This is a genomic window from Stenotrophomonas maltophilia (assembly GCF_047497515.2).
In the GTDB taxonomy this organism is placed as follows: domain Bacteria; phylum Pseudomonadota; class Gammaproteobacteria; order Xanthomonadales; family Xanthomonadaceae; genus Stenotrophomonas.
In genome coordinates, this window is record NZ_JAXAXL020000026.1 from 1 (window position 1) to 4,379 (window position 4,379).

The following is a 4,379-nucleotide window of genomic DNA, read 5'->3' on the forward strand; positions in this document are numbered from 1 at the left end:
CGGCTGCTCCGGATTCCTTGGTTGCCGGCCAGCGGCCGGCACTACCATCAGATGCCGCAAAACCCCCGACGCGGTAGAGCCGGCCGCTGGCCGGCTGCTCCGGATGCCATGGTTGCCGGCCAGCGGCCGGCACTACCATCAGATGCAACCCACCATCGCCACTGCGTCCATCACGCATCACTCGCCGATGATGCGGCCATCCACCACGCGGGCCACCTGCTGGCCGAACACGGCCACGTCCTGCGGATCATGGCTGATCAGCAGCAACGGGATGCCGGTCCTGTCCAGCACCGTCTCCAGTTCCTGCCGCAGGTGCTGGCGCAGGTCGTGGTCCAGCGCGGAGAACGGTTCGTCCAGCAGCAGCGCCTGCGGCTGGGTCACCAGGGCGCGCGCCAGGGCGGTGCGCTGGCGCTGGCCACCGGAGACCTGCGACGGCAGCAGATCGCCCACCGTGTCGATGCGGAAGGCGTGCAACCACTGCTCCACCGCATCGAAGCGCTGGCTGCTGCGTGGATTCAACCAGCCCTTCTGCAGCCCGAACGCGACGTTCTGGCGCACGCTCAGGTGCGGGAACAGCGCATAGTCCTGGAACACGTAGCCCAGCCGGCGGCGCTGCGGCGGTAGATCCACGCCGGTGGCCGCATCGAACAGGGTCTGCCCCTGCACGCGCACATGGCCCTGGCCGGGCCGCAGCAGCCCGGCCACCGCCTTCAATGTCAGGCTCTTGCCCGCGCCCGAGGGCCCGAACAGCACCACCTGCCGCTGCGAGCACTGCAGCGACACGTCCAGCACGAAATCCTGTCCGGCCGCCTGCAGGCGCCGTTGCACCTGCAGGTCAAGCCACATCACGCAGCTCCCGGCGGCGTCCGCCGACCAACCGCGCGGCCAGCAACAGGATCACGATGCAGACCACCGAGGTCAGGATCACCAGCGCATTGGCCTTGCCATCCTGCCCGGCCTGTACCGCTTCGTAGATGGCGATCGACAGCGTCTGCGTGCGGCCCGGAATGCTGCCGGCCACCATCAGCGTCGCACCGAACTCGCCCATCGCACGCGCGAAGGCCAGCAGCAGGCCGGCAAGAATGCCGCGCCAGGCCAACGGCAGCGTGACCCGGAAGAACACCGCCGCTTCGGACACGCCGAGCGTGCGCGCAGCCTGCTCCAGCTGCCCGTCCACGCCCTCGAACGCCGCGCGTGCCGGCTTGAACACCAGCGGCAGGGAGGCCACCGCCGCCGCGATCACCGCCGCCTGCCAGGTGAACACCAGGTTGATGCCGAACCACGATTGCAGCCACGCGCCGATCGGGCCATTGCGGCCGATCAGCACCAGCAGGTAATAGCCCAACACTGTCGGCGGCAGCACCATCGGCAGGGTCAGCAGTGAATCCAGCAGCTCGCGGCCAGGAAAGCGCCGACGCGCCAGCAGTGCGCCCAACGCCACGCCCAGCACCAGGTTGATCGCGGTGGCCCAACCGGCCACCTTCAGCGACAACCCCAGTGCGCTCCAGTCAAGATCCATGCCTCAGGGCTTGCCGAACCCGTGCTTGGCCAGGATCGCCTGGCCCTGTGCCGAACGCACGAATGCCGTGAAGCGCTTGGCTTCGGCCGGCTGCGTACTGGCCTTGGTCACCGCCAGCGGATAGGCGATGCGCCCCGCCACCGGCACCGCGAAGGCACGGCGCACCCGGTCGGGCATCGCCTGCGCATCGGTGGCATAGACGAAGCCGGCGTCCACTTCACCACGCGCCACGTAATCCAGCGACTGGCGCACGTTCTGCGTGGTGATGGTCTTGCCCTGCACCGACGGCCACAGGCCCGCTGCTTCCAGCGCGCCCTTGGCATAGCGGCCGACCGGCACACTGTCCGGATTGCCCAGTGCAATGCGCTGCACGCTGGCACCGGCCAGGTCCTTCAAACTGCGCGGCGCGGCCTTGGCCTGCGGCGGCACGACCACCCACAGCGCATTCACCGCGAACACCTCGCGGGTGCCCGCTGCCAACAGATCCTGCTGCTGGGCCTGGTCCATCGTGGTTTCATCGGCCGACGCAAACACGTCCACCGGTGCGCCGCGGCTGATCTGCTGCAGCAGCACGCCCGAGGCGGCGAAGTTGAAATCGACCTTGGTCCCCGGGTGCGCCTTCTCGTAGGCGGCGCCCAGTTCACGGAAGCTCTCGGTCAGGCTCGATGCCGCCGACACCGTCAGGTCGGCTGCCCAGGCCGGCACCGTGGCCAGCAATCCCAGCAACAACAGTCCCGCTCGCTTCATCATCGGCTCCTGGCCAGGTTCAGTTCGGATCGGATTCGTCAGCCACCGCCAGCGCCGCCAGGCGCTCGGGCTGCAACAACAGGATCTCGCGCTGCTTCACCGCGATGATCCCATCATCGCTCAGGCGGCGCAGCACGCGGCTGGCGGTTTCCGGCGCCATCCGCAGGTAGTTGGCGATCTCGGTCCGCGCCATGGTCAGGTTGAAGCGCGTGGCGGAGAATCCGCGCCGCGCATAACGTTCGGACATGTCCAGCAGGAACGCAGCCATGCGCTCTTCGGTGCGGTGGTTGGCCGCCAGCGTGGCGACCTTGCCGATCTCCGCACTGAGCAGGCTGAACAGCTTGGCCTGCAGCCCCGGCATGCGCGTGGCCAGCAGGCTCAGCTTGGGGAACGAGATGCGGCACAGGTGCACGGTATCCAGCGCCACCGCATTGCAGGGGAAGCGCGAACCATGGATCGCGTTCAGGCCGATCACCTCGCCTGGCAGGCTGAAGCCCAGCACCTGTTCATTGCCCTGGCTGTCATCGACGAAGGTCTTGACCATGCCCGCGCGCACCGCTGCGATCGAGTCGAACGATTCGCCGGCACGGAAGATGTAGTCACCGGCATGGAACGGACCGACATGGTCGACCAGCACATGCAGGTCACCCAGTGCGGTCTTGTCATACCCCTGCGACATGCAGGCATCGGAGAACGCGCAGGTGCTGCAGAAATGCAGTGCGTCGCCGTCGTCGGCGGCAGCGGGATTCGGTGTCGCCTGGCGAAGGCGGCCGTGCGAGGGCGGATTCGGAGACATCGAGGCAAGACTCAAGCGATGGCGGCCGCCGGCCGGAAGCATGCAGCCATCATACGCCACAGCAGGCGGCCTTCTTCGGCCAGGCGCAGCACACGTGCGTCCCACTGCGCCCAGCCGCGAGCGAGCAGTGGCGACAGCGCCGGCAGCTGCGCGGCGAAGCAGTCCTCGAACGGTGCATCGTTGCGCCATTCGAAGGCGGCGGCATCGAGGGCATGGTCGCAGGCAATGCTCTGCGCCACCTCGGCCGCCAGCCGCTCGTCTTCAGACAGGATCAAGCCGGCGGACACGCCGATGTGCCCGGCCTGCAGCCGAGCGCGCCATTGATCCCATTCGTCCTCCAGCCGGTAGAACACCTCGCCGATCTGGCTGCAGGCAGACAGGCCGAGGCCAATGAAATCGCTGCGGTCACGGCGCGGCACGCCCGCCAGGTCGCAATGGCGCTGGCCATCGCCCGGCCCGTGCGGGTTCGGCAGGTCGCCGCGTTGATAGTGATCGCCCCCGATGGCTTCATAGCCTGCCGCGCGCAGCAGGCGCCAGGCCTGCAGCCAGTTCGCGGCGGATGGATGCTGCGGCAGCGCACACGGCGCCGGCAGCAGGATCCGTTCCGGCGCTTCGGCCAGCACTTCATGCAAGCGCTCGATGAAGCCGGCATCCTCGCAGGCTGGCACCCGCAACTGGTAGTAGCGCGCGGTGAAGCCGACCTGTCGCGCCTGCGCCAACAGGGTGGGCCCGGGTGCGTCGGCGCGGTCGATCACGTTCAGCCGGGTACAGCCCACCGCGCGCAGCTGCGCAGGCGCCAATCCACTGCCTGCATCCAATCGCACCTCGACCTGCGGGCGCGCCACGGTACGCAGGTGCTGCGGCACCGCGTCCAGCAGCTGGCCCAGCTGCGGCGGTGGCAGCGTCTCGGCCAACCCCAGCTGCAGCACCATCGCCACCACTTCGCGGTCCTCCGCCAAGGCAGCTGCCTGCAGCCGAAGGGCCAGCAGCAGTGTCTCCAGATAGGCCTGCGCCGGCACATCGCGGCCGCCGCGGCCGGCCTGGAAACCCAGGGTCAGGCCGCGCGGGATCAGGTGCTCGTTGCTGGCGCGCACGGCCGCGCGCCAACCGCTCTCCCCAAAGCCGGTGCTGAACTGGTCAGCCGGCGGGAACAGCACATGCCGGGGTTGCCGCAGCAATGCCGCCTGCAGCGCAGTGTCCTCACTCTCGTCGACGTGGAAGCTCATGGCAGACATCTTCGGGCGTCCCTCCTGGCGTTGCCCTGATTGAAATCAAGCGCGGCGCATCTGCGGATTCATGCCGGCCGCTGGCCGGCAT

The 4,379-nt window shown here is 68.6% G+C and carries 5 protein-coding genes; all 5 read right to left on the reverse strand.

Annotated elements, in window-relative coordinates; genetic code table 11:
- Positions 1-177: 177 nt before the first annotated feature.
- Genes ACMZPQ_RS21650 through ACMZPQ_RS21670 form a run of 5 tightly spaced genes read right to left on the reverse strand, consistent with a single transcriptional unit; the run spans position 178 to position 4,288 of the window.
- Positions 178-846: an ATP-binding cassette domain-containing protein gene (locus tag ACMZPQ_RS21650; RefSeq protein ID WP_197584339.1), complete on the reverse strand. Its 669-nt coding sequence runs from the start codon at positions 844-846 to the stop codon at positions 178-180.
- Positions 836-1,519, reverse strand: a complete 684-nt coding sequence (modB, locus tag ACMZPQ_RS21655) for a molybdate ABC transporter permease subunit (RefSeq protein ID WP_006449309.1) — start codon at positions 1,517-1,519, stop codon at positions 836-838. Before modB ends, ACMZPQ_RS21650 begins: the two co-directional genes overlap by 11 nt.
- Positions 1,520-1,522: 3 nt before the next feature.
- Complete coding sequence (gene modA / locus ACMZPQ_RS21660; RefSeq protein ID WP_197584337.1) at positions 1,523-2,266, reverse strand: molybdate ABC transporter substrate-binding protein; 744 nt, start codon at positions 2,264-2,266, stop codon at positions 1,523-1,525.
- Positions 2,267-2,285: 19 nt separating this feature from the next.
- Complete coding sequence (locus ACMZPQ_RS21665) at positions 2,286-3,062, reverse strand: helix-turn-helix domain-containing protein (protein ID WP_008265167.1); 777 nt, start codon at positions 3,060-3,062, stop codon at positions 2,286-2,288.
- An 11-nt stretch (positions 3,063-3,073) separates the two neighbouring features.
- Positions 3,074-4,288 (reverse strand): oxygen-independent coproporphyrinogen III oxidase, encoded by a 1,215-nt coding sequence (locus ACMZPQ_RS21670; protein ID WP_197584335.1) that lies wholly within the window; start codon positions 4,286-4,288, stop codon positions 3,074-3,076.
- Positions 4,289-4,379: the final 91 nt, after the last annotated feature.